General features: G+C 70.4%; 28 protein-coding genes. 15 read left to right on the top strand and 13 right to left on the bottom strand.

Going from position 1 to position 26,471, the window contains the following annotated elements; translation table 11 throughout:
- Nucleotides 1-4 precede the first annotated feature (4 nt).
- Both leuD and leuC read right to left on the bottom strand, forming a co-directional pair.
- The gene (leuD, locus tag ACLF3G_RS15310) at nucleotides 5-601 is read right to left on the bottom strand and encodes a 3-isopropylmalate dehydratase small subunit (protein WP_430670252.1); all 597 of its coding nucleotides are present in this window, start codon (nucleotides 599-601) and stop codon (nucleotides 5-7) included.
- The gene (gene leuC, locus ACLF3G_RS15315; RefSeq protein ID WP_430670253.1) at nucleotides 601-1,971 is read right to left on the bottom strand and encodes a 3-isopropylmalate dehydratase large subunit; all 1,371 of its coding nucleotides are present in this window, start codon (nucleotides 1,969-1,971) and stop codon (nucleotides 601-603) included. Before leuC ends, leuD begins: the two co-directional genes overlap by 1 nt.
- A gap of 56 nt (nucleotides 1,972-2,027) precedes the next feature.
- On the opposite strand from leuC, the gene ACLF3G_RS15320 reads away from it, so the two are divergent.
- The 6 genes from ACLF3G_RS15320 (at nucleotide 2,028) to ACLF3G_RS15345 (ending at nucleotide 8,827) form a co-directional block, all read left to right on the top strand.
- Nucleotides 2,028-2,915 (top strand): SMP-30/gluconolactonase/LRE family protein, encoded by an 888-nt coding sequence (locus ACLF3G_RS15320; RefSeq protein WP_430670254.1) that lies wholly within the window; start codon nucleotides 2,028-2,030, stop codon nucleotides 2,913-2,915.
- Nucleotides 2,912-3,436, top strand: a complete 525-nt coding sequence (locus tag ACLF3G_RS15325; RefSeq protein WP_430670255.1) for a dihydrofolate reductase family protein — start codon at nucleotides 2,912-2,914, stop codon at nucleotides 3,434-3,436. The genes ACLF3G_RS15320 and ACLF3G_RS15325 overlap by 4 nt, the downstream gene beginning before the upstream one ends.
- A gap of 81 nt (nucleotides 3,437-3,517) precedes the next feature.
- Nucleotides 3,518-4,489: a Bug family tripartite tricarboxylate transporter substrate binding protein gene (locus ACLF3G_RS15330; protein ID WP_430670256.1), complete on the top strand. Its 972-nt coding sequence runs from the start codon at nucleotides 3,518-3,520 to the stop codon at nucleotides 4,487-4,489.
- Nucleotides 4,489-5,172 (top strand): IclR family transcriptional regulator domain-containing protein, encoded by a 684-nt coding sequence (locus ACLF3G_RS15335; protein WP_430670257.1) that lies wholly within the window; start codon nucleotides 4,489-4,491, stop codon nucleotides 5,170-5,172. Before ACLF3G_RS15330 ends, ACLF3G_RS15335 begins: the two co-directional genes overlap by 1 nt.
- 20 nt (nucleotides 5,173-5,192) lie before the next feature.
- Complete coding sequence (locus ACLF3G_RS15340) at nucleotides 5,193-6,377, top strand: CaiB/BaiF CoA transferase family protein (protein WP_430670258.1); 1,185 nt, start codon at nucleotides 5,193-5,195, stop codon at nucleotides 6,375-6,377.
- A gap of 86 nt (nucleotides 6,378-6,463) precedes the next feature.
- A complete protein-coding gene (locus ACLF3G_RS15345) occupies nucleotides 6,464-8,827 on the top strand; it encodes a calcium-binding protein (protein ID WP_430670259.1) in 2,364 nt (787 codons plus the stop codon).
- On the opposite strand, the gene ACLF3G_RS15350 is transcribed toward ACLF3G_RS15345, so the two are convergent.
- A complete protein-coding gene (locus ACLF3G_RS15350; protein WP_430670260.1) occupies nucleotides 8,820-9,011 on the bottom strand; it encodes a hypothetical protein in 192 nt (63 codons plus the stop codon). The two genes, ACLF3G_RS15345 and ACLF3G_RS15350, sit on opposite strands and share 8 nt — an antisense overlap.
- Nucleotides 9,012-9,055: 44 nt before the next feature.
- Here ACLF3G_RS15350 and ACLF3G_RS15355 point away from each other — a divergent pair, with 44 nt between their 5' ends.
- Entirely contained in the window at nucleotides 9,056-9,484 is a 429-nt protein-coding gene (locus ACLF3G_RS15355; protein ID WP_430670261.1) for a hypothetical protein, read from the top strand.
- A gap of 126 nt (nucleotides 9,485-9,610) precedes the next feature.
- Nucleotides 9,611-10,345: a class I SAM-dependent methyltransferase gene (locus tag ACLF3G_RS15360; protein ID WP_430670262.1), complete on the top strand. Its 735-nt coding sequence runs from the start codon at nucleotides 9,611-9,613 to the stop codon at nucleotides 10,343-10,345.
- Between the two features lie 27 nt (nucleotides 10,346-10,372).
- On the opposite strand, the gene ACLF3G_RS15365 is transcribed toward ACLF3G_RS15360, so the two are convergent.
- The 4 genes from ACLF3G_RS15365 to ACLF3G_RS15380 all read right to left on the bottom strand — a co-directional run bounded on the left by ACLF3G_RS15365 (nucleotide 10,373) and on the right by ACLF3G_RS15380 (nucleotide 14,170).
- Complete coding sequence (locus ACLF3G_RS15365) at nucleotides 10,373-11,251, bottom strand: universal stress protein (protein ID WP_430670263.1); 879 nt, start codon at nucleotides 11,249-11,251, stop codon at nucleotides 10,373-10,375.
- 68 nt (nucleotides 11,252-11,319) lie between these two features.
- The gene (locus ACLF3G_RS15370; RefSeq protein ID WP_430670264.1) at nucleotides 11,320-11,454 is read right to left on the bottom strand and encodes a hypothetical protein; all 135 of its coding nucleotides are present in this window, start codon (nucleotides 11,452-11,454) and stop codon (nucleotides 11,320-11,322) included.
- Between the two features lie 86 nt (nucleotides 11,455-11,540).
- Complete coding sequence (locus ACLF3G_RS15375) at nucleotides 11,541-12,770, bottom strand: MFS transporter (protein ID WP_430670265.1); 1,230 nt, start codon at nucleotides 12,768-12,770, stop codon at nucleotides 11,541-11,543.
- A gap of 5 nt (nucleotides 12,771-12,775) precedes the next feature.
- On the bottom strand, nucleotides 12,776-14,170 hold the full coding sequence (locus ACLF3G_RS15380) for an FAD-binding oxidoreductase (RefSeq protein ID WP_430670266.1): 1,395 nt from the start codon (nucleotides 14,168-14,170) through the stop codon (nucleotides 12,776-12,778).
- Between the two features lie 133 nt (nucleotides 14,171-14,303).
- Between ACLF3G_RS15380 and ACLF3G_RS15385 the strand changes: the two genes are divergently transcribed.
- Complete coding sequence (locus ACLF3G_RS15385) at nucleotides 14,304-15,059, top strand: HpcH/HpaI aldolase family protein (protein WP_430670267.1); 756 nt, start codon at nucleotides 14,304-14,306, stop codon at nucleotides 15,057-15,059.
- A gap of 54 nt (nucleotides 15,060-15,113) precedes the next feature.
- Here ACLF3G_RS15385 and ACLF3G_RS15390 read toward each other — a convergent pair whose 3' ends face one another.
- The 3 genes from ACLF3G_RS15390 to ACLF3G_RS15400 all read right to left on the bottom strand — a co-directional run bounded on the left by ACLF3G_RS15390 (nucleotide 15,114) and on the right by ACLF3G_RS15400 (nucleotide 18,865).
- Nucleotides 15,114-16,037 carry a 50S ribosomal protein L11 methyltransferase gene (locus ACLF3G_RS15390; RefSeq protein ID WP_430670268.1) on the bottom strand — a complete coding sequence of 308 codons (924 nt, stop codon included), beginning with the start codon at nucleotides 16,035-16,037 and terminating at the stop codon, nucleotides 15,114-15,116.
- Nucleotides 16,038-16,121: 84 nt separating this feature from the next.
- Nucleotides 16,122-18,356, bottom strand: coding sequence for an ATP-dependent helicase (locus ACLF3G_RS15395; RefSeq protein WP_430670269.1), 2,235 nt, complete (start codon nucleotides 18,354-18,356; stop codon nucleotides 16,122-16,124).
- Nucleotides 18,353-18,865, bottom strand: coding sequence for a pentapeptide repeat-containing protein (locus ACLF3G_RS15400; protein ID WP_430670270.1), 513 nt, complete (start codon nucleotides 18,863-18,865; stop codon nucleotides 18,353-18,355). The genes ACLF3G_RS15395 and ACLF3G_RS15400 overlap by 4 nt, the downstream gene beginning before the upstream one ends.
- 55 nt (nucleotides 18,866-18,920) lie before the next feature.
- Here ACLF3G_RS15400 and ACLF3G_RS15405 point away from each other — a divergent pair, with 55 nt between their 5' ends.
- Nucleotides 18,921-19,859 (top strand): bile acid:sodium symporter family protein, encoded by a 939-nt coding sequence (locus ACLF3G_RS15405; protein WP_430670271.1) that lies wholly within the window; start codon nucleotides 18,921-18,923, stop codon nucleotides 19,857-19,859.
- A gap of 85 nt (nucleotides 19,860-19,944) precedes the next feature.
- Complete coding sequence (locus ACLF3G_RS15410) at nucleotides 19,945-20,403, top strand: hypothetical protein (protein ID WP_430670272.1); 459 nt, start codon at nucleotides 19,945-19,947, stop codon at nucleotides 20,401-20,403.
- Between the two features lie 53 nt (nucleotides 20,404-20,456).
- Here ACLF3G_RS15410 and metF read toward each other — a convergent pair whose 3' ends face one another.
- Nucleotides 20,457-21,401 carry a methylenetetrahydrofolate reductase [NAD(P)H] gene (gene metF / locus ACLF3G_RS15415; RefSeq protein WP_430670273.1) on the bottom strand — a complete coding sequence of 315 codons (945 nt, stop codon included), beginning with the start codon at nucleotides 21,399-21,401 and terminating at the stop codon, nucleotides 20,457-20,459.
- 209 nt (nucleotides 21,402-21,610) lie between these two features.
- Between metF and ACLF3G_RS15420 the strand changes: the two genes are divergently transcribed.
- The 4 genes from ACLF3G_RS15420 (at nucleotide 21,611) to ACLF3G_RS15435 (ending at nucleotide 25,050) form a co-directional block, all read left to right on the top strand.
- On the top strand, nucleotides 21,611-22,465 hold the full coding sequence (locus ACLF3G_RS15420) for an MlaA family lipoprotein (RefSeq protein ID WP_430670274.1): 855 nt from the start codon (nucleotides 21,611-21,613) through the stop codon (nucleotides 22,463-22,465).
- Nucleotides 22,466-22,493: 28 nt separating this feature from the next.
- The gene (locus ACLF3G_RS15425; protein WP_430670275.1) at nucleotides 22,494-23,123 is read left to right on the top strand and encodes an MlaC/ttg2D family ABC transporter substrate-binding protein; all 630 of its coding nucleotides are present in this window, start codon (nucleotides 22,494-22,496) and stop codon (nucleotides 23,121-23,123) included.
- Nucleotides 23,123-24,115, top strand: a complete 993-nt coding sequence (locus ACLF3G_RS15430) for an enoyl-CoA hydratase/isomerase family protein (protein WP_430670276.1) — start codon at nucleotides 23,123-23,125, stop codon at nucleotides 24,113-24,115. The genes ACLF3G_RS15425 and ACLF3G_RS15430 overlap by 1 nt, the downstream gene beginning before the upstream one ends.
- Before the next feature lie 263 nt (nucleotides 24,116-24,378).
- A complete protein-coding gene (locus tag ACLF3G_RS15435; protein WP_430670277.1) occupies nucleotides 24,379-25,050 on the top strand; it encodes a hypothetical protein in 672 nt (223 codons plus the stop codon).
- Nucleotides 25,051-25,102: 52 nt separating this feature from the next.
- On the opposite strand, the gene ACLF3G_RS15440 is transcribed toward ACLF3G_RS15435, so the two are convergent.
- Together ACLF3G_RS15440 and ACLF3G_RS15445 are read right to left on the bottom strand one after the other, a co-directional pair.
- Nucleotides 25,103-25,870 (bottom strand): GntR family transcriptional regulator, encoded by a 768-nt coding sequence (locus ACLF3G_RS15440; protein ID WP_430670278.1) that lies wholly within the window; start codon nucleotides 25,868-25,870, stop codon nucleotides 25,103-25,105.
- A 56-nt stretch (nucleotides 25,871-25,926) separates the two neighbouring features.
- Nucleotides 25,927-26,340 (bottom strand): hypothetical protein, encoded by a 414-nt coding sequence (locus ACLF3G_RS15445; RefSeq protein WP_430670279.1) that lies wholly within the window; start codon nucleotides 26,338-26,340, stop codon nucleotides 25,927-25,929.
- Nucleotides 26,341-26,471 lie beyond the last annotated feature (131 nt).

A 26,471-nucleotide genomic window follows, 5' to 3' on the forward strand; every position in this document is an offset into this window, starting at 1 on the left:
AGTGTTACAGACTCGGGGCATGCTGCGCTTCGTAGGCCGCTATCTCGGCTTGCAACGTCAATGTCAGACCGATTTCATCCAGCCCGCGAAGAAGGCAATCGCGCGCGAAGCCTGGAATGACGAATTGATGCGCCGCACCACCCGGTGCGGTCAGTATCTGAGTCTCCAGATCAACGGAAAGTGTGGTGCCGGGATGCGCCGCGAGGGTGCTGCGCAGGTCGGCGACGGTGGTCTCCGGCAGCCGAACCGGCACCAGGCCGTTCTTCAGGGCGTTGGAGAAGAAGATATCGCCAAAGGACTCGGCAACGACGCTCCGGATGCCCATGGCGAGCAGCGCATACACCGCCGCCTCCCGCGACGAGCCGACGCCGAAATTGCGCCCGGCCACCAGGATGCCGGCCTGGTCGAAGGGCGGGCGGTTCAGCACGAAGTCCTTCCGCGTCACCCCATCCGGCTCGAAGCGCAGATCATGGAAGCCGTAGGACACGTAGCGCTCGTCGCGCGGGCGCCGCATGAAGCGGGCGGGCATGATCTGGTCGGTGTCGACATTCGCCAGGTCGAGCGGCGCGGCGATGGCGGTCAGCGTGCGGAAGGGTTCCATCAGGACGCCGCCACCAGCCGGCCGGCCAGCGCGGAGGCCGCGGCGGAGGCCGGCGAGACCAGGTGCGTCCGCGCCCCCCGTCCCTGGCGTCCGGCGAAATTGCGGTTGGAGGTGGAGGCGCAACGCTCCCCCTCCCCCACCGTCTCGCCATGCATGGAGACGCACAGCGCGCAGGAGCTTTCCTCCCACCGCGCCCCGGCCTCGCGGAAGATTCGGTCGAGCCCCTCGGCCTCCGCCGCGCGCTTGACGCGGGAGGAGCCGGGCGAGACCAGCATCGGCACGGCGATGTGGCGGCCGCGCAGCACGGCGGCGGCGGCGCGCAAATCGTCCAGCCTTGCGTTGGTGCAGGAGCCGAGGAAGACGCGGTCCAGCTTCACCTGCTCCATCGCCTCTCCGCCCCGCAGGCCCATGTAGTCCAGGCTGCGCGCCCAGGCCTTTCGGCGGGCTTCGTCGGGCGCCTCGTCCAGGCGCGGCACGCGGCCGGAGAGCGGCACGGCTTCCTCGGGGCTGGTGCCCCAGGTGGCCATGGGCGCGATGGCGCCGGCGTCCAGCGTCACCTCCGCGTCGAAAGCGGCATCCGCATCGCTGAACAGCAAGTCCCAGGCCGGGTCGGGCCGCGCCGGGGCGAAGGGACGGCCGGCGAGCCAGGCAGCCGTGGTGGCATCGGGGGCGACCATGCCGGTGCGGGCGCCGGCCTCGATCGCCATGTTGCACAGCGTCAGGCGCGATTCGATGGAGAGCGCGCGTACCGCGGAGCCGGCGAATTCGATCGCCCCGCCCAACCCGCCGCCGGTGCCGATGCGGGCGATCAGTGCGAGTGCCATGTCCTTGGACGTGCTGCCGGTGGGTAGGGTACCCTCGAAGTTGCAGCGGATCTGCTTCGGCGCGGACTGCCAGATGGTCTGCGTCGCCAGCACGTGCGCGACCTCGGACGCGCCGATGCCGAAGGCGAGCGCGCCGAGCGCGCCATGGGTGGAGGTGTGGCTGTCGCCGCACACCACCGTCATGCCCGGCAGGGTCAGCCCCTGTTCCGGCCCGGCGACATGCACGATGCCCTGGTCCGGGTCCGCCAGTTCGAAGGCGCGGATGCCGTGCGCGCGGGCATTCCGCTCGAAGGTCTCGATGATGCCGCGGATCTCGGGATCGGCGATGGCCTGGGTGCTGCGGCCGACCGTGGGCGCGTAGTGGTCGCCGAAGCCGAAGCTGAGGTCCGGCCTGCGGACCTTCAGGCCGCGGGAGCGCAGGATGTTGAAGGCGTGGAAGCTGCCCTCGTGGAAGTAGTGGCGGTCGACATACAGCAGCGCCAGGCCATCGTCGCGCGCCTGCACGACATGCCGGTCCCAGATCTTCTGAAACAGCGTTCTTCCCATGCGCGCCAGATTGGCCCCGCCTAGGCGCAGCGGCAAGGCCCGGGCAAACTCGGAGCATGTGGAACACCGCTCCCGCCGTCATCACCCCCACCCTGCTCTCCCGCCTGCCCGACGCGCTGCGCCGGATGCGGCCCAGCGCCTGGGCGGAGGCCAACCGGGGCGGTGCCGCGGTGGACAGCTTCCTTGAAGGTCCCTGCTTCGACGGCGGCGGCAACCTGTTCTGCACCGACATCCCGCATGGCCGCATCTTCCAGGTCTCGGGCAGTCACTGGCATGTGGTGGCGGAATACGAGGGCTGGCCGAACGGCCTGGCGGCGCGGGAGGAGGATCTGCTGGTCGCGGATTACCGCCATGGCGTGCTGAGCCTGGACCCGCGCACGGGCGCCATGGCGCCGCTGCTGGAGACCATCCTCAGCGAGGGCCTGCGCGGGATCAACGACCTGATCCTGCACCCCGATGGCAGCATCATCTTCACCGACCAGGGCCAGACCGGGTTGCAGGACCCGACGGGCCGCGTCTGGCGGCGCCATGCGGATGGCCGGCTCGACAAGCTGATCGGCAATGGCCCGAGCCCGAACGGCGTGGTGCTGAACCGCGAAGGCACGCACCTGCTGGTCGCCATGACCCGGTCCTGTGAGGTCTGGCGCTTCGCGTTGCGGCCGGATGCGGTGGTGACGAAGGCGAATTTGTTCTTCCGCGTACCGGCCGGCACATCCGGCCCCGATGGCCTGGCGGTGGATGCCGCCGGGCGGCTGTTCGTGGCGAACCCCGGGCATGGCCAGGTCTGGGTGGTGGACCCGCATGGAGTCGCCACGCATCGGGTGGACTGCACCGGCTTCGGCCGCATGCCGACGAACTGCGCCTTCGCGCCGGATGGCCGCACGCTGGTCATCACCGAAAGCCAATCCGGCAGCCTGCTGGCGGCGGAGATCCCGGCGCCGTGACGGTCTTCCACTGCCACATCGCCACGTCGCTGGACGGACGCATCGCGCGGCCGGATGGCTCCGTGCAGGATTGGCTGGTGGAGGGTGGGCCGCCGCCGGAGGCCTTCGGCTTCGACGCCTTCTACAAGTCCGTGGACGCCATCCTGATGGGTCGAGGCACCTATGAGGCGGTGCGCGGCATGGGCGAATGGCCCTATCCCGGCCAGCGCGTCTTCGTCGTCACCAGCCGCCCGCTGCCGGATGCGCCGCCCGGCGTCGAGGCGCGGCAAGGCGACCTGCCGGCCGTCGTGGCGGAACTGGAAAGCTGCGCGCGGGTCTGGGTCGAGGGCGGCGGGCAGTTGCTGCGCGGGATGATCGCGATCGGCCGGCTTGACCGGCTGGAGATGGCGGTGCTGCCCATCATCCTGGGCGACGGCATCCCGCTGTTTCCGCCTGGGACACCGGAGCTGCGGCTGAAGCTGGTGCAGTGCACCACGGTGGCGAGTGGGTCTCTGCACCTGGTCTACGAACGAAACGCTTGACCGCGCGGGCGGCCGCGGCACAATCAGGAACCGCAAATAGAACGATGTTCTGCTTGACAGAACGCAAGGGAGGTACCGTTCATGACCATCCATCGCCGCGCCCTGCTCGGCGCCCCCGCCCTTCTCGCTGGCCTGCCCGCCCGCGCCCAGGACTCCTGGCCGAGCCGCCCCATCCGCATGGTGCTGCCCTATGCCGCCGGCGGCGCCACGGATGTCATCGGGCGGCTGGTGGCGGACCGGCTGTCGCAGCGCCTGCCTCAGCGGGTGGTGATGGAAAACCGCACCGGCGCGGGCGGCGCCATCGGCAGTTCCTTCGTCGCCAAGGCACCCGCCGATGGCCACACCCTGCTGTTCCACAACATCGGCCACGCCGTGACCAAGGCGCTGTACCCGCAGCTGGACTATGACCCGGCCGCCGACCTGAAGCCCGTCACCATCGTGGCGGAAAGCCCCATGGTGCTGCTGGTGCCGCCCAGTTCGCCGCACCGGACGCTGGCGGATTTCGTCGCCTTCGCTCGCGCCAACCCGGAGAAGCTGTCCTATGGCAGCACCGGCGGCGGTGGGGCGCTGCAACTGGTCAGCCTGCTGTTCCTGCGCGAAGCCGGCATCCGCATGACGGAGGTGCCGTATCGTGGCGGTGCTCCCGCGGCGCTCGACCTCGCCTCCGGCACGCTCGATATGCTGTACGATGCCGGGCTGACCGCCTTCGGCCTGGCGCAGGGCGGCCGCGCCCGGGCCCTTGCCATCTCCGGCCCCAACCGCAGCCCGGTGATGCCGGAGGTGCCGACCATGGCTGAATCCGGCTTCCCTGACGCCACCTTCATGGTCTGGCAGGCGGTGCTGGCCCCCGCCGCCACCCCGGCCCCCATCATCGGCCGCCTGCAGCAGGAAGTCGCCGCGGTTCTGGCGGAACCCGCCACGCGCACGCGCCTGGCCGAGCTTGGCGCCGAGCGCCTGGTCGGCAACAGCCCGGCGGAGGCGCAGGACTTCGTGGCCGCCGAGATGGCTAGATGGGCGGTGATCCTGCGCGAGGCTGGCGTGCGGGCCGGCTGATGGACTCTCTGCCCAGCCGAGCGGCCGAGGAGAAAGAGGGCGTTGCCGCCGTCGATCGCGCACTGGCCATCCTCGGCGCCTTCCGGGATGGCGATGCGGCGCTGACGCTGGCGGAACTCGCGGCCCGCACCGGGCTGTACAAAAGCACCATCCTGCGGCTGCTCGCCTCCCTGGAGCGTGGCCGCTGCGCCGCGCGGCTGCCGGACGGACGCTGGGCGCTGGGGCCGATGCTGTTCCGCTGGGGCACGCTGTATGCCCGCGCGCAGCCGGTGGAACGTCACCTGCCGGCGCTGCTGGCGGCGCTGGCGGAACGCTCCGGCGAGACCGCCTCCTTCTGGGTGCGCCATGCCGGGCACCGGCTCTGCCTGGCGCGCGTGCGCAGCCCGAACCGCATCCGCGACGACCTTTCGGTGGGCGACCTGGTGCCGCTGCCGGCCGGCGCCGGCGGCCGGGTGCTGACGGCGGCCGACCCGCGCAGCCTAGGCGCCGTCGCCACCTTCGGCGAGCGCAACCCAGAAACCGCCGCCATCGCCGCGGCAGTGTTCGGGCCGGGCGGCGGGCTGGCCGGGGCGCTCGGCCTGTCCGGCCCCAAGGCGCGGATGCAGGAAAGGGCGGAGGCGCATCTTGCGGCGGTGGCGGAAGCCGCGTCCGATCTCAGCCGAAGACTCGGCGGCGACCTATAGCCGCGACCGGAGCGACACGCATGACCAGCCCGACCCCGCTGAAGGGGATCCGCGTCCTCGAATTCACCCACATGGTCATGGGCCCGACCGCTGGGATGACGCTGGCCGACCTCGGCGCGGAGGTCATCAAGGTGGAACCGGCGCCGGAGGGCGATTCGACGCGCCGCCTGACCGGCTCCGGCACCGGCTTCTACGCCGCCTTCCAGCGCAGCCGCCGCAGCCTGTGCATCGACATCAAGGCGCCGGAGGGCCTGGCGCTGGTCCGCCGACTGGCGCTGAAGACGGACGTGCTGGTGGAGAATTTCCGGCCCGGCGCCATGGCGAAGCTCGGCCTGGGCTTCGCCGAGTTGTCGGCGCTGAACCCCGGGCTGGTCTATTGTTCCTGCAAGGGCTTCCTGCCCGGCCCCTATGAGCACCGCACCGCGCTGGACGAGGTGGTGCAGATGATGGGCGGGCTCGCCTACATGACCGGGCTGGAGGGCCGCCCGCTGCGCGCCGGGTCCTCCGTCATCGACATCATGGGCGGGCTCTCCGCCGTCGTCGGCATCCTGGCCGCGCTCTCGGAGCGCCAGCGCACCGGCCTGGGTGGCGAGATCCAGGCCGGGCTGTTCGAGACGGTGGCGCTGCTGATGGCGCAGCACATGGCGCAGACGAAGATCACCGGCACCGCGCCACCGCCGATGTCGGTACGCCGGCCGGCCTGGCCGGTCTACGACATCTTCGAGACCTCGGACGGCGGCCAGGTCTTCGTCGGCGTGGTGACCGATACGCAATGGCCGGCCTTCTGCGCCGCCTTCGGCCTGCAGGATCTGGCCGCCGACCCGACCCTGGCGACCAAGCAGCAGCGCGTGGTGGAGCGCGAGCGTACCATTCCCCGGATCGCCGCCGCGCTGGCCGCCTATACCAAGCCCGAACTCATGGCGAAGTGCGAGGCGCTCGGCCTGCCCTTCGCGCCGATCGGCAAGCCCGCCGACCTGTTCGAGGACCCGCATCTGCTCGGCTCCGGCGGCCTGGTGCCGCTGACCCTGCCAGATGGCAGCACCATCGACCTGCCGGCGCTGCCGGTCTCGATCGACGGCGCCCGCCCCGGCGGCACCGGCGACCTGCGCCGGCCGGGGGAGGATGGGCCGGCGATCGCGGCGGAACTCGGCTACTCGGCGGAGGAGATTGCCGCCTTGCGCGCCACCGGCATCCTCGCCGGGTAGCCCACGCACATGGAACGGATCCGGAAGGACCTAGCCGACGATCTCCGCGTTACATAGAATACCTTAAGTAAATTTGGAATCGGTCCATGCCGAAGCTGGGGGGAACCTCCGAGGCGGAGGTACTGGAGGGAACGGCGGGCGCCGATACGCTGGACGGACTCGGCGGCAACGACACGCTGAATGGCGGCGCCGGCAACGACGTGCTGGTCGGCGGCGCCGGTGATGATCGTTTCGTCGTGCATGGCCGCGGCTTCGGCAGCGATGTCATCCAGGATTTCAGCGGCGGCGACATCATCGACCTTTCAAGGCTCGGCATTTCCGCTCTCGCCCATCTGACGCCGTTCCTCGGGCGATCGGTGTTCGGCGACGCGACGCTCAGCCTGACCTTCGGCGGGTTGACGGACCGGTTGACGATCCTGGGCCTCGGGCCCGCCGATCTCACCGCGTCCGCCTTCCTGCTCGATACCAGCCTGGCGGGAGGGGAGGTCGCCGGCACGGCCGCCGCGGACGTGCTGTTCGGCGGGCTGGGGAATGACCGCCTGTCCGGCAGCGGGGGCGCGGACACGCTGTTCGGCGGCGCCGGCGCGGACACGCTGGCCGGCGGCGCCGGCAATGCCACGCTGACGGGCGGGGCCGGCGACGACCGCTTCATCATCGAGGCGCTGGCCGGCGGCGCCAGGACCCACACCATCACGGACTTCGCCGCCGGTGACCTCATCGACCTGTCCGCCTTCGGGGTGACCGGGCTGGAGGATCTGGCGACGGTGATGCGGGCGCAATCCGGCTCCGGCCCGGGTGGCACCGATGTCGGCATCCATCTCACCGTCCAGGGCGCCAGCGTGCGGGTGGTGGTCCAGGCGACGCAGATGGCTGCGTTGACGGACGCCAGCTTCGTCTTCGCGACCGATCCTGCGCCGCGCGACCTGATGGGCACCGCCCAGGTGGATGTGCTGTTCGGCGGTGCCGGCAACGACACGCTGCAAGGCGGCGGCAACTGGGACACCTTGCTCGGCGGTGGTGGCGATGACCGTCTGGTCGGAGGCTGGGGAAACGACCTGATGCTCGGCGGCGCCGGGGCCGACACGCTCATTGCATCGGGCGGCACCCCTGTCATGGCAGGCGGGCCGGGCGACGACCTGTTCATCCTGTTTCCGGACAGCAGCCATCTGACGGAGGAGGGTGAGGTCCGGTTCACGGGCTACGCCGGCTTCGCCGACATCTGGGACCTGTCACCGGGCGACGTGGTCGATCTGTCGGCTACCCTGGTTCCGGACCTGGCAAGCCTGCTGCTGTTCGCGCGGCAGGACGGGGCGGATGTCGTGATCGACCTCGGCGACACGGGCCTGGTCCTGCGCCACACTGCGCTGGCCGGGCTGGGTCCGGACCAGTTCGTTTTCTCTCCACCGGCCGCCGAGGGCCGCTGGATCTTCGGCCACTGGGACGCCTACAGCGTCATCTTCGGTGGCGCGGGCGACGACACGATCGAGCCCGGGTCCGGCCAGACCTCGAGCTTCGGCGGCGCCGGCGACGACAGCATCGGAGGCTACGACAATGCCGGCAATGACTGGCTGAACGGCCAGGCCGGAAACGACACGCTGATCGGCGGGTGGGGCCACGATACGCTGGACGGCGGTGACGGCAACAACCTGCTGAATGGCGGCGGCGCCCAGACCTATGGACGAAGCGACCAGTACCGGATCGACTATTTCGACATCGCCTCCTACCGCGGCTTCTCCTTCGACCAGCTTGTCCTGGCACCCTATCTCGATAGCTATGGCAGCCGCGCGGGCCTGACCGTGACGCGCCTCGACAGCCCGGGGGGAAGCGTCCTGGGATCGGACACGCTGATCGGCATCGAACGCATCGAGACCCGCGACAGGCTGCTCGACCTCGGGACAGGCTTCGACGGGCTGTTCGCCGCCACGAACCGGCAGGACGGCGCCAACATGCTCATGATCGGGCAGGCCTATGCCGGGCCGGTCGACGGCCTCGACTGGCAGTTGCTCGGCAGCGGCGCCGACGAGATCTTCGGCGGCACCGATGGCCATGACTTCATCAATGCGCTGGGCGGTGACGATGCCGTGGATGGCGGCGGCGGCCACGACGTGATCGATGGCAACACCGGGTCCAACTTTCTCACCGGCAACCAGGGCCGCGACGTCTTCTTCCTCGATGGCCGTGGCGGCAGCACCACCTGGTCCACCATCACCGACTGGCAGCAGCCCTTCTGGATGCAGGAGCGGGAGCAACTCTCCATCTGGGGCTTCCGGCCCGGTCTCAGCGTGCTGAACTGGGCGGCCGAGGACGGCACGGCGGGTTATCGTGGCGTGACCCTTCATGCCGACCTGAACGGCGATGGCACCATCGACACCAGCGTGACCTGGGCCGGCAGGACGCAGGCGGACCTGCCCACGCCGTTGCAGGTCGACGGACTGCTCTGGTTTACCTGAGCCGCGGCGTGCGGCTTGCGGGACCAGAGCCGGCCAGGCGTTCCCCGCCCAGCCCGCCGAACAGCACGTCGTTGGAGTTGGTGCCGCTGGTCTCCAGCCCCGCCAGGCCGGTGTTGAAGGCAAAGCGGGCAGCGAGGCGAGCGACCTGTTGCGCAGGACCAGCCGCTCCGTCCCGCCGAGCCACCCGGCGGTGAACAGCGCATCGGTGCCGGAGGCCGACAGGAAGGGTTGCAGCGTCGCCAGGCCGCCGATGCCCAGGAAGGACAGGCCGACCACGTCGCCCGGCACGAAAACCTGGATCGTGTCGGTATCGAAGCCACGCAGGTCGATCAGGAAGCGGTCATTGCCGACGCCGCCGATCAGCAGGTCGTCACCCCCGCCGCGATTCAACGAATCGTTGCCGCTCAGGTCCCGAAGAACATCATTGCCATCGAGCCGGGTCAGCGCATCTGCGCTGTTCGTGCCAAGAAGCGTGGATCGAGAGGCGCGCCTGGGACCTGGGCGGCCATCGCGAGGCCGATCCACATGAAGATCCCGCAATACACAACGGGGCTCGACCAGGTCGTTTCGAGTCATCGCTGCCAGCAAGGGCGCAGGCGCAGGACCCGTCCGGGCAGGCGTGGCCGGCAGGTGCCGCGCGTCCGGTCGCGCCAATAATGACGCAGTTGATAATGAATCGTTAAGGTATAACGTAGGCTTGTGGTGCGAAAGAAGGCGACATCAAGGCAGGTTGCGTCGTTGCCCTGGCCTGGAGATGCCGCCGCAATGTGTTCCGCCACAGTCATGCCCAGGATCCGCGAGACGCCGGACCTCGAGACCTCATCCGAACGCTACGCCCTGCGCTTCGCAGGGCCGGCCGGCCACTACATGCTCGGCGTGCAGGAGGATGGGGTCGTCAGCCTGCTGGGCCACGAGCCCTCGGCCCTGGGCCGCACCGTGCTGGATGTGGGCGGCGGCCACTTGCAGACGGTGGCGCCCCTGGCGCGGCATGGCTGCGAAGTGACGATCTTCGGCAGCGACACGCGCTGCGGCGAGCGCTGGAACGCCGGCCCCCTGGCCAACCAGGTGCGCTTCGAAGCCGGCGACCTGCTGGAGATGCCCTTCGGCGACGGGCATTTCGACGCGGTGGTCAGCATCCGCCTGATGGCGCACATGCAGGATTGGCGCGGTCTGGTGCGGGAGATGTGCCGGGTCGCGCGGCAGAGCGTGGTGATCGACTACCCCACCTTCACCAGCCTCAACGCGCTGTCCCTGGTGGCTTTCCCGCTGAAGCGGGCGGTCGAACACCACACCCGCACCTACCGGACCTTCCGTGATTCCGAGGTGCGGGAGGCTTTCGCGGCGAACGGCTTCACACCGGTGGCGACCTACAAGCAGTTCGTGCTGCCCATGGTGGCGCACCGGTTGCTCGGGCGGCTCGGCGTGCTGCGCTGGACCGAACGGATGCTGCGGGCGATCGGCGCCACGCAGGTCGTCGGCAACCCGGTGCTGATTCGCTTCGACAGGGCCATTGGCTGAACCCAACCCACTCGCGTGCCGATTGCGTCAGTGGTGGATGAAGACGGGGCAGGTGGCGCGTTGCAGCAGGACATGGGTGGCGCTGCCGGTCAACAGCCGGCGCAGGCCGCTTTCCTCGTACGATCCTACCACCAGAAGCCGGGCGCGAAGGCCCTCCGCCTCGGCCAGCAGCAGGTCCGCAGGGCGGTCGCCGACCAGCGCCAGCGGCGTCGCATCCAGCCCGTGGCGGCGCAGGTAGGAGCAGGCCTCCTCGGCCATGGCGAGCGCCGCCTCCCGCGTCTCCGCGGCGGAGGCGACACGGACCGGCGCGCCCTCCCCCATCCCGAGCAGGGCGAAAAGCTGAAGGGCGGCCATGGCGGGAATCGAGGCGTCGTAGCCGACCAGCACCGGGCCTTCCTCCGGCACGCTGCCCGCCGGCACACAGTTCGGTGGCCCGCTGTTCGGCGGCCCGCTGTTCGGTGGAATGACCAGCAGCGGGCGGGCGCCGTCCATCAGCAGCCGCTCGATCACCGGGGCGACGCCATCCTCGGTCGCCTCCAGGCCCAGCGTGCTGTCGCGGCCGATCACCAGCAGGTCGTGCGTCGCGCCAGCGCGCAGCAGCGCGGGTTCCGGCGCGTCGTCCAACTGAAGTTCCGCATAGGGGTGCCCAGCGGCGGCCTGCGCGCATTCGGCCAGCGCCACCGTCGCATCCTCCGCCGCGCGCTTCGCCAGGGCGGCGTCGCGGCGCGCCTTGAAGGCGGCACCGCCGATCGGCACGAACTCGTGCTCGCTCTGCGTATGCGGCCGGTCCAGCACCACCGCCGCGGTCAGCGTCGCGCCACTGCGGCGCGACAGCGCGAAGGCGGCGTCGCGCGCGGCCTTGGCACCGGGCGTGTCGTCCAAGGCGACCAGAATGCTGCGCAGCATGGGCGATCCTCCTGAAACCGAAGGATAACGCAGGACCGGCCGGCGCGGCACCCCACCCGCGCCGCGGTTCAGTGGCAGGCAGCGCAGGTGCCGGCGGCGATCCGCCCCACCTCGCCCTGCGCAGTCGCGCCTCGCACCAGCACCCAATGCCCGCCAAGGGCCAGCCCCGCCAGCACCACCAGCAACCCGATGAGCCTGAGCATGCAGCCGTCCTCCCGCCCGGACGGTAGCAGCGCGCCTTCCCGAAGCGACACTTGCAACAACGGGAAGGCCTGTCGGACGCGAAGTCTCAGCGACGCGGCCGTAGCGCCAGGAAGCCCAGCGAGCAGATCACCAGCGCCACCGCGAAGGTGGACAGCGCCGCCGCCGGGCCGCCCCAGCCGGCCATGGCGCCCGAGGCGCCTTGCAGCACCGCGGCGCCGGCGAAGAAGAACAGGTTGGCGGCCGACAGCGCCCGCCCCGCCTGGTCCGGCGGCACCGCCGACCGCACGATGGAAAACGCCAGCACCTGGAACGAGATCACCAGGCCGAACAGCACCAGCAACGCCAGGTCCCAGGAGACCGGCAGCATGGGCAGGCCCATCGCCTCCGAGATCCAGCCGCCCGGCCCGCCGGCGACCAGCAGCAGGATCATCCCGGCGCAGGCCAGGTGGCTGCCGGCCAGCAGCGCGGGCGCGCGGCCGATGCGGCGCAGCACCAGGCCGGCCAGCAGCGGCCCGGCGGTCAGCGCCACGGTGCAGGCCAGCAGCACGTTGCCGGCGGCCACCCGGTCCAGCCCCTTCACATCCATCAGCCACGGCCCGCCCCACAGCCCGCGCAGGCCGAGCACGGCGGCGAAGGAGGCGAAGGTGAAAACCATGACACCGCGCAGCGCCGGCTGGGCGGCCATCCGCGCCACCTCCCGCACATCAGTAGCGAGACTGCGCGGCGCGGTGGCAGCGGGCCGGTCCGATGGCACCAGCAGCGCCACGATCGGGATCGCCAGCAGTGCGATGCCGGAACAGGCCCAGAAGCCGGCGCGCCAGTCCACCGCCTCCACCAGCAGCGCCAGCGGGCTGGCGGACAGCAGCATGCCGGTGTTGCCCACGGCCTGGATCAGCCCGGACCAGACGGCGAAACGGGCGGTGGACAGGCCGCGGGCGGCGAAGGTGATGGGGCACATCAACATGCCGGAACAGCCGGCGCCCAGCACCACCTGCGCCGCCAGCATGGACCAGGGCCCGGTCGCCAGCGCGCCCAGCACCGCGCCGCAGCCGGCCACCGTCAGCAGGCCAAGCGCCACCCGCTTCACGCCGTAGCGGTCCAGTGCGATGCCGACCGGGATCATCACCATGGCGAAGGCCAGCGGGAAGGCGCCGGTGATCTGCGCCAGCGCCTCCGCCGAGATGCCGAGGTCGCGCGTCAGCACATCGACCGCGACCGCCGGGATGGTGCGGACCGCGTTGGAGAAGATGTGGCCGAGGCACAGCACCAGGATCGCCACCGGAGTCACGGTGGCGAGGCGCGCGGGCGCGGACATCGGGTTCAGTTCCGGAACATCTTCCCCGGATTCATGATGCCGTGCGGATCGAGCGCCACCTTCAGGCTGCGCATCACGTCGAGCGCGCCGGCGCCGTGCTCGGCCTCCAGGAAGTCGCGCTTGCCGAGGCCGATGCCGTGTTCGCCGGAACAGGTGCCGCCGAGCGACAGGCCGCGCGCCACCACGCGCTGGTCCATGTCCCAGGCGCCTTCCAGCCCCTTCGGATCGGCCGGGTCGTACAAGATCATCTGGTGGAAATTGCCGTCGCCGACATGGCCCACGATGCAGGTGGTGTGGCCGAGCGCCTTGGCTTCCTCCTTGGCGCCGACCAGCGCCTCCGCCAGGCGGGAGATCGGCACGCAGACATCGGTGGTCAGGGCCTTCCGGCCCGGAATCCAGGCGACGCCGGCCCAGTAGCTGTCATGCCGCGCCTTCCACAGTTTCGCCCGCGCGGCGGGATCGGTTTCCCAGCGGAAGCCGCTGCCGCCATTCTCGGTGGTAATCGCCTCGACCAGCTCCGCCTGCTCCTTCACCCCGGCCTCGGTGCCGTGGAATTCCAGGAAAAGGGTGGTGAGTTCGGAAAAGCCCTCCAGCTTCGAGAAGGCGATCGCGGCGGCCATCATGTCGTCGTCCAGCAGCTCGATCCGCGCCACCGGAATGCCGAGCTGCATGACCTGGATCGTGCTCTCGACCGCCGCGGCGAGTGTCGGGAACTGCACCACGGCGCTGCTCATCGCCTCCGGGATGCCGGTCAGGCGCAGGCGGATCTTGGTGACCACGCCGAGCGTGCCCTCGCTGCCGATGAACAGCCGCGTCAGGTCGTAGCCGTTGGCGGCCTTGCGGGTGCGGCCGCCGGTTGCGATCACGCGGCCATCAGCCAGCACCACCTCCAGCCCCAGCGTGTTCTCCCGGATCGTGCCGTAGCGCACGGCATTGGTGCCGGAGGCCCGGGTGGCCACCATGCCGCCCAGCGTGCAGTGGCTGCCAGGGTCGACCGGGAAGAACATGCCCTTGTCGCGCAGATGCTCGTTCAACTGCTGGCGGGTGACGCCGGGCTCCACTAGGCAGTCCATGTCGGCCTCGTTCACCTCCAGCACCGCCGTCATGCGCGAAAGGTCGAGGCTGATGCCGGCGCGGACCGGGTTCACATGGCCCTCCAGGCTGGTGCCGGCGCCGAATGGCACCACGGGCACCGCATGCTGGTGACACAGCGCGAGCAGGCGGCTGACCTCCTCCGTCGTCTCCACGAAGGCAACGGCATCCGGCAGCGTGGGGGTGGAGCTGTCCTCGCCATGGCTGTGCTGTTCGCGCAGCGCGGCATTGGTGGTGATGCGGTCGCCGAGGAAGTCCGCGGCGGCGGCGATCACCGCATCCACGGGACGGGGGGAAATCGTGTTCATGCGGCGCTCCCGGCGGGCAGGGTTCCGACTTTGCCATGCCCGCCGCCGGCCGGCAAAGCTGGGGGCGGCGAATTGACGCCCCGCGCCCCCCGGCCTAGCGTCGAGTCATCGTACAACTGAGGAACGCAGCAAGATGGCAAACGGCGTCAAGGCGGCCTGGGCAGCAGGCAAGCCGGTGGTGAACGGGTGGCTCGCCATCCCGCATGGCTTCACCGCCGAGGTGATGGCCCAGGCCGGCTGGGACAGCCTGACGGTCGACATCCAGCATGGCGTTCAGGACTACATGTCCATGGTCGCCTGCTTCCAGGGCATGCAGCCGCATGGCGTCACGCCGATGGTCCGCGTGCCGTGGAACGAGCCGGGCATCATCGGCAAGGTGCTGGATGGCGGGGCCAAGGGCGTGATCTGCCCGATGGTGAACACCGAATCCGAGGCCCGCGCCCTGGTGTCCTACTGCCGCTACCCTCCGAAGGGCACGCGCAGCTTCGGCCCGATCCGGTCCGGCATCTACGGCGCCGCCGCCGACACCAACGCGGCGAATGACGACATCCTGGTCATCCCGATGATCGAGACCAAGACGGCGCTCGACAATCTGGAAGCCATCGTCGCGGTGCCCGGCGTGGACGCGATCTATATCGGCCCGTCCGACCTCAGCCTGTCGCTCGGCATGGCGCCGCTGCAGGACCGGCAGGAGCCGGAGTTCCTGGCCGTGCTGGACCGCATCCGCAACACCGCGCAGGCGGCGGGCGTGAAGGTCGGCATCCACACCATGACCGGCGCCTACACGAAGCAGATGTTCGAGCGCGGCTTCAACCTGGCGACGATCATGAACGACAGCGGGCTGATGCTGACGGCGGCGAAGGCCCAGGTGGCGATCGCCAGGGGCTGAGGCGCGGCGCCTCGCCCCCTCACCCAACCCTCTCCCCCTGACGTGGGAGAGGGCTCAGGCGGGGCGACGCAGCACCAGAGTCGCCCAGGCACCCTGCGGCAGGCGGCGTTCCAGCACCAGGCCGTGCCGGCGATGCGCCGCCAGCACCATCCGCACCTGCGTGCCCAGCAGCCCGGCCAGGATCGCGGTGCCGCCGGGCGCGAGCCCCACCGCCAGGTCGCGCGCCATGGCGCACAGCGGACGGGCCAGGATGTTGGCGAAGACTAGGTCGTAGGGCCGCCCGGCCTTCACATGCCGGTCGCGCCAGCCATCCGCCAGCCGCGCCCGGAACAGTCGGCCGACGCCATTCATCTTCGCATTGTCGGCGGCGACGCGCACGCTCCAGGGCTCGATATCCGTGGCCAGCACCGGCCGGCGTAGCCGCTTGGCTGCCGCCATGGCCAGGATGCCCGACCCGGTGCCGAGGTCCAGCAGGCGCCGCAGCGGCCGGCGGTCCTGCGCCACGCGGTGGAAGGCCAGCAGGCAGCCGCGCGTGGATCCATGCTCGCCCGAGCCGAAGGCAATGCCGGCATCCAGCTTCAGCACCATGCGGCCGTATTCGCGGCGGTCCGGCACATGGGTCGGCCGCACCAGGAAGCCGGCGCCGATTTCCTGCTCGCCGAAGGCCTCCACCGTGCGGGCCAGCCAGCCATCGGATTCCACCGGCGCCGCCTGCAATTCGGGCGGTGCAATGCCGGAAACCAAGGCGGCGATGGCCAGCGCGCCGGCCAATTCCTCATCGCCCTGCCCGCAGGGCCGCACGCCCTCCACCCGCCAGGTATCCGTCGCCTCGTCCCGGAAGATCGCGACGGAGGGGCAGACGCGCTGCAGCGCGGCCTCGAAAGCCGGCACCGCCTCCTCCGGCAGGGCGTCGAGCCAGATGGTCTCCAGCGGGTCGGCCCGCCGCGCCTGGCGCTGGGCATAGGTGTCACGCGGCATGGGCGGGGCCTTCGGTCTCGGATCGGTGCATGTGGCAGGTCCGGCGCCGAACGGCCAGCCGGGTCGGACGGGAAGATCCCGACTTCAGCCCTCGCCCGCCTTCTGCACGAAGCGGTCCAGCACGCGCTTTTCCCCGGCATGGTCGAAGGTGATGTCGAGGCGGTCTTCCTCGATGTCGGTGATGGTGCCGGTGCCGAATTTCTGGTGAAAGACGCGGTCGCCGATCGCCATGGCGCTTTCGCGCGGCGGGCGTTCTCGCACGTCCCAGGGATTGGCCTCCAGCATCCGCGGGCGGCGCGCCATCAGCCCCTGCTGGCCAAGGAAGACGCTGGGCGTGTCGGCCATGCGGTTGGCGCGGATGGCGGCCTGGCCCTCGCGCAGCACCGCCTCCTCCGGCAATTCGTCGAGGAAGCGCGATGGCAGGGAGGAGGTCCAGTTGCCGTAGATGCGGCGGTTGGCGGCGTGGCTGATGATGGCGGTGCGGCGCGCACGGGTGATGCCCACGTAAGCCAGCCGCCGTTCCTCCTCCAGCGCCTTGTCGCCGCCCTCGTCGAGGCTTCGCTGGGAGGGGAACAGCCCCTCCTCCCAGCCCGGCAGGAACACCGTGTCGAACTCCAGGCCCTTGGCGGCGTGCAGCGTCATGAGCTGCACGCGCTCGGCCTCCGCGTTCTCGTCGGTCTCCATCACCAGGGCGACGTGGTCGAGGAAGCCGGCGAGCGTCTGGTAGTCGCCGAGGGCGCGCAACAATTCCTTCAGGTTTTCCAGCCGCCCCGGCGCCTCCGGGCTGCGGTCCTGCTTCCACATCTCGACGTAGCCGGATTCCTCCAGCAGCGTCGCGGCGGCGACGACGTGGCCTTCCTTCTCGTTGATGCCACGCCAGCGCACGAAACCGCGCATCAGGTCGCGCAGCGCGCCGCGTGGCTTGGGCTTCAGCGCGTCGGTCTCCACGATGCGCTCGGCGGCCAGCGCCAGCGGCACCTGCTCGGCGCGGGCGGCCATGTGCAGCGCGCGCATCCCGCTGTCGCCCAGGCCACGCTTCGGCGTGTTGACGATGCGCTCGAACGCCAGGTCGTCGGCCGGTTGGTGCAGGATGCGGAGATAGGCCATCGCGTCGCGAATTTCCGCACGCTCGTAGAATTTCAGGCCGCCGACGACGCGGTAGGGAAGGCCGAGGGTGATCAGCCGTTCCTCGAAGCTGCGGGTCTGGAAGCCGGCGCGCACCAGGATGGCGAATTCCGACAGCGGATGACCACCACGCCGCGCCGCCTCGATTCGCTCGCCCACCATGCGGGCCTCTTCCTCGCTGTCCCACAACGAGACGACGCGGACCTTGTCGCCCTCCGCGTCCTTGCGACCGGCGCGCAAGGTCTTGCCGAGGCGGCCAGCGTTCTTCGCGATGAGGCCCGCTGCGGCGGCGAGGATCGGCTTGGTGGAGCGATAGTTGGATTCGAGGCGGACGGTGCGCGCGCCAAGGAAATCCTTCTCGAAACGCAGGATGTTCTCGATTTCGGCGCCGCGCCAGGAATAGATCGACTGGTCATCGTCGCCGACGCAGCAGATGTTCCGTTGCGCCGGGTCTTCCCGCTGCGCCAGCAGCCGCAGCCAGAGGTACTGCACCGTGTTGGTGTCCTGGTACTCGTCGACCAGGATGTAGCGGAAGCTGCGGTGGTAGTCGGCCAGGATGTCGGAGCGGGTGCGCAGGATTTCCGTGACGTGCATCAGCAGGTCGCCGAAATCGGCGGCGTTGAGCTCGACCAGGCGGCGCTGATACGCCTCGTACAGGCTGCGCGCGCGGTTGTTGGCGTAGTCCGAATCCTCGGCCGGGGTGATGCGCGGCGGGGTCAGGCCGCGGTCCTTCCAGCGCTGGATCACCGCCATCAGTCCCGGCGCCGGCCAGCGCTTGGTGTCGATGCCGCCGGCGGCCTCCATGATCTGCTTCAGCAGGCGCAACTGGTCGTCGGCGTCGAGGATGGTGAAGTTGGATTTCAGCCCGACCACCTCCGCATGCCGCCGCAGCATGCGGGCGCACAGCGCGTGGAAGGTGCCGAGCCACAGCCCCTCCGCCGGCTGGCCGAGGATGGCGGCGACGCGTTCGCGCATCTCCCGCGCCGCCTTGTTGGTGAAGGTCACCGCCAGCACCTGCCACGGCTTGGCGCGGCCGGTCATCAGCAGGTGGGCGAAGCGGGTGGTGAGCACGCTGGTCTTGCCGGTGCCGGCGCCGGCGAGCACCAGCAGCGGCCCCTCCAGCGTCTCCACCGCTTGCCGCTGCTCCGGGTTCAGCCGGGCAAGGTAGTCCGGCTGGGGTAGCGGCAGGTTCATTGGCAGGACCCGACGGAACCGGCGGCGCAGACCCGCGCGCCATCCGTCCAGGTGACGCCGGCCAGGATCACGTTGGTGAAATCGGTACCGAGCAGCATCGCGCCGGTCAGGTCCGCATCCGTCATGTCGGCGCCGAACAGCCGGGCGCGACGCAGGTCGGCGCGCAGGAACTTGGCGCCGCGCAGCGAGGCACGGGTGAAGTCGGCCTCCCGCAGCCTCGCCTCGGTGAAGTCGGCGCCATCGACCTGCGCGGAGACGAACCGGGCGCGGTCCGCGTCGGCCCCGACGAGCCGCGCATTGGCCAGCTTGGAGCGGTGCAGGGAGGTGTCGCGCAGATGCATGCCGGACAGGTTGGCGCCCGTCAGGTCCTGGCCATCCAGGCTGCAACGCCGCCAATCCACTCCGGGACCGGGTGGGTCGGTGCAGGCGGCATGGGCGGATGAGGCGCCGAAGGCGGCCATCAACGCAACCAGGGCGAGCGAAAACAGGGTGAGATGACGTCCGGGCACGCGGAAGATATAGAACACAGGTCGAACAACTCCAACCTCAGCCATCTGGTCCCCCTTGGTCCAATTCCTCGAATGGTCGGCCCGCCGCGGCGGAGCGCTGCTCGGCTTCGGCGTCTTCGCGGGTGTCCTCGTTCCGCCGCTGGCGGCCGCGACGCGGGATGTGGTGACGCCGGTTGTCGCCTGCCTGATGACACTTGTGTTGTTGCGGGTGGATTTCAGCCAGGTGCTCGGCTACCTGCGGCGTCCGCTGCTGGTGGCGGCGTTGCTGGGCTGGGTGTTGCTGGCCTGCCCGCTGGTGGTCTTCGCCATCGTCCGGCTGCTCGGGCTGGATGGTCCCCTGGGCGCGGCGGTGGTCATCATGGCGACTGGCTGCGCCGCCACCTCCTCCCCGGCCTTCGCCCGGATGGTGGGGCTGGACGGTGAGATCTCGCTGGTTGTCGCCGTGCTGTCGACGCTGCTGATCCCGTTCACGGCGCCGCCGCTGGCGCTGGGATTGCTGGGGATCGACCTGGCGATCTCGCTGACGGGCCTGATGGGGCGGCTGGCGCTGGTGGTGGGGCTGCCGCTGGTCGTCTCGCTGGTGATCCGGCGGCTGGCCGGGCCGGTACGGCTGGAGACCTATGGCCGCAGCGTCGATGGCGCCGTGGTGCTGCTGGTGGTGCTCTACGGGTTCGGCGTGATGGATGGCTTGCAGGCGAAGATCCTGGCGGAGCCGCTGTGGGTCGCGGGCGGCGTGGCGCTGGCGTTTGCCGGCAATTTCGGCCTCAACATCCTGACGGCGCTGGTCTTCCTGCGGGTGGCGGGCGCCCGGATCGCGCTGTCCGGCGGCCTGCTGTCAGGCAACCGCAACATGGCGCTGTACCTGGCGGTACTGCCGGCGGCGACCGATCCGCGCATCCTGATCTTCTTCGCGCTGTGCCAGTTCCCGCTGTTCCTGTCCCCGGTGCTGCTGCGCCCGGTCTATGACCGGCTGCGGGTGCACCTGGTGCGGTAGCGCCGTTGCCGTCGGGTGCGGTAGCGCCGTTGCCGTCGGGTGCGATAGGCCCTTGCCGCCGGCCGATTCGGGCATTGGTATGGACATGAACGCCCAGAAGGAAACGCCCGCCATGGCCTGGCCCGACCCCGCCCGCCCCGGCGAACCCGCCGACGCCGCCCGCCCCTGGCATTGGGTGGCGCGCAGCGACGATACCGGCCGCGCTCCGCTGCCCATCGGCTGGAACGGCGCGCTGCGGCAATGGATGGTCTGGGATGGCAGCGCGGTGACAGCGCCGGAGGCGGCGCGGCGCTTCACCTATCTCGGGCCGTGCCTGACCCCGGTCGAGGCCGAGGCGGCACTGGCCAAGGCGCGCACCGCCCCGCCGCCGGCACCCTCCGAACCCGAGGAACCGCGCGGCCTGGCGGCGCTGGCGGCCTCCGCCACCCCGCCGCCGCCGCCGGCCATGGTTTTCCGCAAGGACGCCATCCGGAACCACATCCTGATCTTTGCCGGGACGCTGTTCGGAACGCTGTTCCTGGCGGAGAAGATCGTGCGCTGGTGAGGCGCCTCCTCCGTCACCCAACCCTCCCCCCCCCTGAGCGGGGCGAGAGGGCTTCAGGCGGCTGCCTTCGGCCGGGCGCCGAGCAGGTGGGCTATGGCGTAGGTCAGGTCGGCGCGGTTCAGCGTGTAGAAATGCAGTTCGTCCACCCCGTTCGCCTGCAGCAGCCGCGCCTGTTCGGCCGCCACCACGGCAGCGACCATGCGGCGGCTGTCCGCATCCTCGTCCAGCCCCTCGAACAGCCGGCCCATCCAGGCCGGCACCGAGGTTCCGCACATGGCGGAGAACTTCTTCACCTGCGCGAAATTCGAAACCGGCAGGATGCCGGGGACGATCGGCACCGTGATGCCGGCCGCGCCGCAACGGTCGAGGAAGCGGAGGTAGATATCGGTATCAAAGAAGTACTGCGTGATCGCCCGCGTCGCCCCGGCATCGATCTTGCGCTTCAGGAAGTCCAGGTCGGCGGATTGCGAGGTCGCGGCCGGATGGGTTTCCGGGTAGGCGCCGACGCTGACCTCGAAATCGCCGATCCGCCGCAGGCCGCGCACCAGGTCCTCGGCCTGGGCGTAGCCGCCCTCATGCGGGGTGTACTGGCTGGCGCCCGCCGGCGGGTCGCCGCGCAGCGCCACGATGTGGCGCACCCCGGCCTCCAGGTAGCCACGGGCCACCTCGTCCACCTCGTCCCGCGTCGCGCCGACGCAGGTCAGGTGCGCGGCGGGGGTCAGGCTGGTCTCCCGCGCCAGGCGGGCCACCGTCTCATGCGTACGGGTGCGGGTGGTGCCGCCGGCGCCGTAGGTGACGGAGACGAAGCGCGGCCCGAGCGGCTCCAGCCGCCGGATCGCGGCCCACAGGGATTGCTCCAACGCCTCGTTCTTGGGCGGGAAGAACTCGAAGGACAGTTGCGGCGGCGGCATTTCGGTGGGCACCGGCAGGCCGGCGATCCGGGGGCCGGTCAGCCAGCGCTGCAGCGTGCCGACGCCAGGGGGGGGAGCGATATCCATGGGCGGTTCCCTCGCGGGTGTGGCGGCCTGCACGCCAGGATTGGGCAGGAAGTGGCGGAGGATGTCTCGTATCGTAACATCGGTCGTAACGTCGGCGGCACCACCGTTTAATGGCTGCCTTGCCGTGCATATAAGTGTATCTGCGCGTCCCAGGAAGGCCTGGGCCGCGAAGGGCCATTCGTGCCCGGCCGCCTGAACCCGGAGATCGCATGTTGATCCGCGCCCCCTCAACGCCCGCCGCCGACCACGCACGTCGCATCGTGTCCCGGCTTCCCGGGCGCTTCGCCGCGCTGCGGCCGGCCCTGGCCCTCGCGGTGGTACTCGGCCTCGGCGCCTGCGCGGCGCGGCCCGATCCGGCGGATGCCGCCGCGGTGGCGGAATTCCGCGCGAACAACGACCCGCTGGAGCCTCTGAACCGCGGGGCCTACTTCGTGCACGACGGCATCGATACGCTGGTGCTGCGCCCGGCGGCCGAGATCTACCGCATCTTCCTGCCGCCGGAAGTCCGCACCGCCATCCGCAACGTCCTCGCCAACCTGCGCACGCCGGTGATCCTGGTGAACGACGTCCTGCAGGGCGAGACGCAGCGTGCCGCCACCACCGCAGGCCGCTTCGTGGTGAACACGACGGTTGGCATCGGCGGCATCTTCGACCGTGCGACGGATTTCGGCCTGCTCGGCCATACCGAGGATTTCGGCCAGACCCTCGCCGTCTGGGGCGCGCCGGAAGGGCCTTACCTGTTCATCCCCGTCCTCGGCCCCTCCAGCCCGCGTGACGTGACCGGCTTTGCCGGTGACATCGCCATGAACCCGCTGACCTATGTCGGTGGCGGCGAGACGATGGATGCCATCACGGTCACGCGCACGGCCACAGGTGCGCTGGACACGCGGGAAGGCCTGATCGACACCCTGGACCAGGTCCGGGCCACCTCGCTCGACCCCTACGCCACGCTGCGCAGCGCCTACCGGCAGCGCCGCGTGACGGAGATCCGCAACGAACCCAGCGCCCGGCCGGCGACCTCCGACCCCGGCCTCGGGCTTGGCTTCCAGGGCCTGCGGCGCTGACGCGCGGCACCCCAAAGGACATCACTGCATGACGAACCCGACCCGCCGCCCCCTGCTGCTGGCCGCCCTCGCGCTGGCCGGCCTGGCCCGCCCCGCCGCCGCGCAGCAGATGGACCCAAGCCGGGCCACCAGTTTCATCCAGGCCACCGGCCAGGAACTGGTCGCCGCCATCAATGCCGACGGCCCTGTGCCGCAGCGGCGCGACCGGGTCGGCGCCATCCTGCGCCGCGCCGTGGATGTGGAAGGCGTCGGTCGCTTCATCCTCGGCCGCTGGTGGCGCACCGCGACCCCGGCGCAGCAGGCGGAATACCTGCAACTGTTCGAGGAGGTGCTGATCCGCAACCTGTCCTCCCGCTTCGGCGAGTACCAGGGCCTGACCTTCTCGCTCGGCCGCAGCCAGGCGCGGACCGAGGAGGACGTGCTGGTCAGCACCATCATCGAGCGCGTCGGCACCCCCGCCTTCGGGCTGGACTGGCGCGTGGCGGAGGTAGGCGGGCAGCCGAAGGTCGTGGACGTGATCGCCGAGGGCACCAGCCTGCGGCTGACCACCCGCAGCGAATACAGCAGCGTCGTCTCCCGCGGCGGCAGCGACGTGGGCGCGCTGCTGACGGCGATGCGGCGCCAGATCTCGCAGATGGCGGCGCGCGAAGGCGGCTGATGTCCGAGGAACCCACCGTCGTCCAGGGCCGGGCGGGTGCCGCCGGCACCCTGCTGCTGAACCGGCCGCGGGCGCTGAACGCGCTCGACCAGGGCATGATCGCGGCGCTGGATGCCGCCATCGTCGCGCTGCGCGACGATCCGGCGGTGAAACTGGTGATCCTGGAAGGCGCCGGCGGCCGCGCCTTCTGCGCCGGCGGCGACGTGCGGCGCATCCGCGAACTGGCGCTGGCCGGCGACGCGGCGGGCGTCGAGGCGTTCTTTGCCGCCGAATATGCGGTGAACGCGGCGATCGCCGGCTTCCCGAAGCCGTGGATCAGCCTGATCGACGGCGTCTGCATGGGGGGTGGCATCGGCCTGTCCGTGCACGGCGACATCCGCGTGGTGACGGAGCACGCGATGCTGGCGATGCCGGAGACCGCGATCGCGCTGTTCCCGGATGTCGGCACCTCCTACGTCCTGCCGCGGCTGCCCGGCGCGATGGGCAAGTTCCTGTCGCTGACCGGGGCCAGACTGCGCGGGGCGGAGGCGGTGGAAGCCGGGTTGGCCACGCATTTCGTGCCGCGGGAAAAGCTGCCCGCCCTGCGCCAGGCGTTGCTGGCGGGCGAGACCTCCGCCCTGGCGGAATTCGCCGAGACCGTGCCGCCCGGCACCATCGCGGCGCAGCGTCCCGCCATCGACCGCTGCTTCGCAGCTGACACGCTGCCCGCCATCCAGGCGGCGCTGGCGGCCGAGGGTGGCGAATGGGCTCAGGCGCAGGCAACCATCCTGGCCCGGATGTCGCCCACCAGCCTGGCAGTGACGCTGGAGTTGCTGCGACGCGGCGCGGACCTGTCGCTGGGCGATTGCCTGGCGATGGAGCTGGCCCTGACCCGCCACGTCACCCGCCACCCCGACTTCGCCGAGGGCGTGCGCGCCGTGCTGGTGGACAAGGACAATCAGCCCCGCTGGGCGCCACCACCCGCCGACGTCAGGGCATTTTTCGCGGGGTAGACCCCGCTCGAGTCGGGCGTGGGCGCTGGACGACGCGCAACACGCGGCAGAAGCGATAAGCCGAAGCCATTTCACATCGGCCGGGATCGCGCAGGGGATGCTCCGCGGCCCGCAGGGGCCGGACGCCTGTTCCCGCTATTAGGCGGGACCTGCATGGCGCGCACCGCCAGACAGCTGCATAGTTCCGACATCGGAATTTTGCGCCGGCGGCGGGCAGCGGCTTTAGGCCAAGCCATCATGCCGCGTCTGGCGGGGGAATGCGGATGGCGGGTATCAAACAGACCTTCGCGATGGCGCAGGGAGAGGTCCTGGGGAATGATCAGGTCTTCCAGGCGACGTTCCACGCCCCTCTGGACGACCCGAAAAGGGCAGGAATTTGCTGCGGCCTGTCGATGTTGTGGGTTCGGAATCTCATCACCCACCACAAGCGCACCGCGGAGCAACGCAAGGAGGGTCTCAGGACCGCGGCGGCGTACGCGAAGGCGGGAGAGACACAGGACATCCACCACCGGGACAGCCCCACTGCCGACAGCTACGAGAACTGGGTCCAGAGAAGTTACGGATCGGCGCTTCGCAACAATACGCTTCGGGCCGTGACGAGCAGCCTCATCTGCAAGGAGAGTTCGGCCCCGGGTACCCTGGCGAAGACCATGGAAAGCGCGGCTCAGGCCAAGCATTCCTACCGCTTGTATTTCCTCCGGATGCAGCCTGTCGGGAAGGCGACCCAGAGCGGGCACGTCGTCGCGTCCTATGCCTCCAGCGGAAAGATATTCGGCTGGGGCCGTCACCTCTATTTTTTCGACTGCGAAAGCGGCGAGTACAAGGTCGACATCGCCGAAACGAACAGGTGGCTGACGGTCTGGTTGCAGGCTTGGCAGACCCGTGGCCAGAAGCTCCTGGAACTCCGCAGCTTCGCCGTGGAGGCGGGCGTTTGATTTCCGTGGATGGGCCGATCCCGCAAGCCCTGGCGCCGTCCGGAGCGGCCGCCTAACGCAGCTTCACGTCGATGCGCACGGTGTCGCCCCGGTAGATGCCCTTGGCCGCCAGCAGCAGCGTGCCGGCGGGGTCGAGGGCGGTGCGGTAGACATGCGCGATGGGGGCGTTCAGCGGCAGGTGCAGCGCGGCCGCGGTTTCCACATCGGCCGCGCCGATGGTCAGGGTCTGGTGCGCTCCCGCGATGCGGATGCCGGGCAGGCTGGCCACCAGGCGCAGCGCCGTCTTGGTCAGCAGGTCCTCCGGCGTGACCAGGGGCGACAGCCGCTGGTCAAGCCAGACATCGGCCAGCAGGAACGGCTTCTCGTCCCGCCAGTGGCGGCGGCGCAGGTGGCGGTAGGCCGGCGCGCGGCGGCCGGGGCTGGCCGGGATGGCGTCGCCATCCTGGTCCGGCGTGTCCGACAGGATCTCGATGCGGGCGCCCTCGCGGGATCGCAGCAGGCCGTTCCAGTCGGTTTCCACATCGCACCACAGGCGCGGCGGCGGGGTGGAGGAGACGAAGGTGCCGCGGGCGCGGAACCGCGCGATCAGCCCATCCTCTGCCAGTTGGTCCAGGGCCTGGCGGATGGTGGCGCGGGCGACGCCGCATTCGGCGGCGAGTTCATCGACGGTCGGAATGCGGGTGCCGGGCGCCCAGACACCGGATTCGACACGGTGGCGGAACAGCGTGGCCAGCTGCAGGTACCGCGCAACGGGGCTGCGGTTCAAATCCGGGCGGTTGAGGTCGGGCGTCGGGCCAGCCAGGCGGCGGCTATGGGTCATGCGGGTTTCCGCTGTGGGTGGCGGAGGTTACGGCCCCGCCACGCCGCACGCCAGCATCAAGCGCCGGCGCGCATGACCTTCGGGATTTCCTCCCGGAAGCGGAAGCGCAGCGCGGACCAGGTATCGTCCAGCGCCACCTGGGTGACCGGCAGCAGGCCCTCCGTGGTCAGTGGGTCCCAGCCATGGTCGCGGTCAAGGTCGGAGCGCACCGGGCCGGTCTTCTTCGGATAGGCGAACCACAGACGCGCGCCGATGCCGTAGAGGTTGAGCGCCCGCGGGGCGATGCTGCGCAGCGCGATCTTGTCGGCCGCGAAGGCGAGGATGAGGTCGGCCGCCGCGGTCGCGCCGTTGGGCAGCCCGAAGGTCATCCCCGGAGGGTTGCCAAGTACTGCACACGCCATCCCCGGGCGGTAGCCCAGCTTACGTGCCACCTCCCCGATTACCACGCCCATTCGAATAGTTTCCGTCATGGAGTTGCCACCTTCGGTGTGGTCTACCGCATAAGCAGCCGGTGTGCAGCCATTCGTTGGGCAGGGCCGCCCTGCGTTTTGTGCGACCCGGCGATCGTTACGTATACTTTAACGATAGGGAGCGCCGGCCA

The sequence above is a fragment of the Falsiroseomonas sp. HC035 genome (assembly GCF_050563525.1).
Classification (GTDB): Bacteria; Pseudomonadota; Alphaproteobacteria; order Acetobacterales; family Acetobacteraceae; genus Falsiroseomonas.

Coding starts and splice junctions, on each gene's coding strand:
- ACLF3G_RS15440 (WP_430670278.1), bottom strand. CDS start 25,870: ATGACCCATAGCCGCCGCCTGGCTGGCCCGACGCCCGACCTCAACCGC.
- ACLF3G_RS15420 (WP_430670274.1), top strand. CDS start 21,611: ATGTTGATCCGCGCCCCCTCAACGCCCGCCGCCGACCACGCACGTCGC.
- ACLF3G_RS15410 (WP_430670272.1), top strand. CDS start 19,945: ATGAACGCCCAGAAGGAAACGCCCGCCATGGCCTGGCCCGACCCCGCC.
- ACLF3G_RS15370 (WP_430670264.1), bottom strand. CDS start 11,454: ATGCTCAGGCTCATCGGGTTGCTGGTGGTGCTGGCGGGGCTGGCCCTT.
- ACLF3G_RS15320 (WP_430670254.1), top strand. CDS start 2,028: ATGTGGAACACCGCTCCCGCCGTCATCACCCCCACCCTGCTCTCCCGC.
- ACLF3G_RS15435 (WP_430670277.1), top strand. CDS start 24,379: ATGGCGGGTATCAAACAGACCTTCGCGATGGCGCAGGGAGAGGTCCTG.
- ACLF3G_RS15340 (WP_430670258.1), top strand. CDS start 5,193: ATGACCAGCCCGACCCCGCTGAAGGGGATCCGCGTCCTCGAATTCACC.
- ACLF3G_RS15445 (WP_430670279.1), bottom strand. CDS start 26,340: ATGACGGAAACTATTCGAATGGGCGTGGTAATCGGGGAGGTGGCACGT.
- leuC (WP_430670253.1), bottom strand. CDS start 1,971: ATGGGAAGAACGCTGTTTCAGAAGATCTGGGACCGGCATGTCGTGCAG.
- ACLF3G_RS15380 (WP_430670266.1), bottom strand. CDS start 14,170: ATGAACACGATTTCCCCCCGTCCCGTGGATGCGGTGATCGCCGCCGCC.
- ACLF3G_RS15390 (WP_430670268.1), bottom strand. CDS start 16,037: ATGCCGCGTGACACCTATGCCCAGCGCCAGGCGCGGCGGGCCGACCCG.
- ACLF3G_RS15430 (WP_430670276.1), top strand. CDS start 23,123: ATGTCCGAGGAACCCACCGTCGTCCAGGGCCGGGCGGGTGCCGCCGGC.
- ACLF3G_RS15395 (WP_430670269.1), bottom strand. CDS start 18,356: ATGAACCTGCCGCTACCCCAGCCGGACTACCTTGCCCGGCTGAACCCG.
- ACLF3G_RS15345 (WP_430670259.1), top strand. CDS start 6,464: ATGCCGAAGCTGGGGGGAACCTCCGAGGCGGAGGTACTGGAGGGAACG.
- ACLF3G_RS15360 (WP_430670262.1), top strand. CDS start 9,611: ATGCCCAGGATCCGCGAGACGCCGGACCTCGAGACCTCATCCGAACGC.
- ACLF3G_RS15385 (WP_430670267.1), top strand. CDS start 14,304: ATGGCAAACGGCGTCAAGGCGGCCTGGGCAGCAGGCAAGCCGGTGGTG.
- metF (WP_430670273.1), bottom strand. CDS start 21,401: ATGGATATCGCTCCCCCCCCTGGCGTCGGCACGCTGCAGCGCTGGCTG.
- ACLF3G_RS15335 (WP_430670257.1), top strand. CDS start 4,489: ATGGACTCTCTGCCCAGCCGAGCGGCCGAGGAGAAAGAGGGCGTTGCC.
- ACLF3G_RS15375 (WP_430670265.1), bottom strand. CDS start 12,770: ATGTCCGCGCCCGCGCGCCTCGCCACCGTGACTCCGGTGGCGATCCTG.
- ACLF3G_RS15365 (WP_430670263.1), bottom strand. CDS start 11,251: ATGCTGCGCAGCATTCTGGTCGCCTTGGACGACACGCCCGGTGCCAAG.
- leuD (WP_430670252.1), bottom strand. CDS start 601: ATGGAACCCTTCCGCACGCTGACCGCCATCGCCGCGCCGCTCGACCTG.
- ACLF3G_RS15425 (WP_430670275.1), top strand. CDS start 22,494: ATGACGAACCCGACCCGCCGCCCCCTGCTGCTGGCCGCCCTCGCGCTG.
- ACLF3G_RS15330 (WP_430670256.1), top strand. CDS start 3,518: ATGACCATCCATCGCCGCGCCCTGCTCGGCGCCCCCGCCCTTCTCGCT.